This window comes from Streptomyces flavofungini (assembly GCF_041028215.1).
In the GTDB taxonomy this organism is placed as follows: domain Bacteria; phylum Actinomycetota; class Actinomycetes; order Streptomycetales; family Streptomycetaceae; genus Streptomyces; species Streptomyces flavofungini_B.
The window spans coordinates 1-476 of record NZ_JASKYR010001374.1; the positions used below are offsets into that span (position 1 = coordinate 1).

1 pseudogene is annotated in these 476 nt (G+C 73.1%); it reads left to right on the plus strand.

Features of this window, described 5'->3' with window-relative positions:
- Positions 1 to 476: pseudogene (locus AB8Z36_RS41145) on the plus strand (tetratricopeptide repeat protein); the annotation flags it as partial.

A 476-nucleotide genomic window follows, 5' to 3' on the forward strand; every position in this document is an offset into this window, starting at 1 on the left:
GTGACACCCTCACCCCCGACCAGCACGACCGGCTCGCTCGCACCGCCGCCGACACCCTTACCACCGCCTGGCCCGCCATTGAACGCGACACTGCCCTCGCCCAGGCCCTGCGCGCCAACACCGACGCCCTCATCCGTACCGCAGAAGACGCCCTGTACCGACCTGACTCCCACGATGTACTCTTCCTCACCGGCAAGAGCCTCGGTGAAGCCGGCCAGGCCGCCGCCGCCACCGCCCACTTCCATCGCTTGGCCGAGACCACCGGCCACCGCCTGGGCCCGGACCACCCTGACACGCTGGCGGCCCGCAGCAACCTCGCCCACTGGCGGGGTAGGGCGGGGGATGCGGCCGGTGCCGCCGCCGCGTTGGAGCATCTGCTGGCCCACCGGATGCGAGTGCAGGGCCCGGACCACCCCCACACCCTGATCGCCCGCCACAACCTCGCCTCCTTTCGGGGGGAGGCGGGGGGTGCGGCC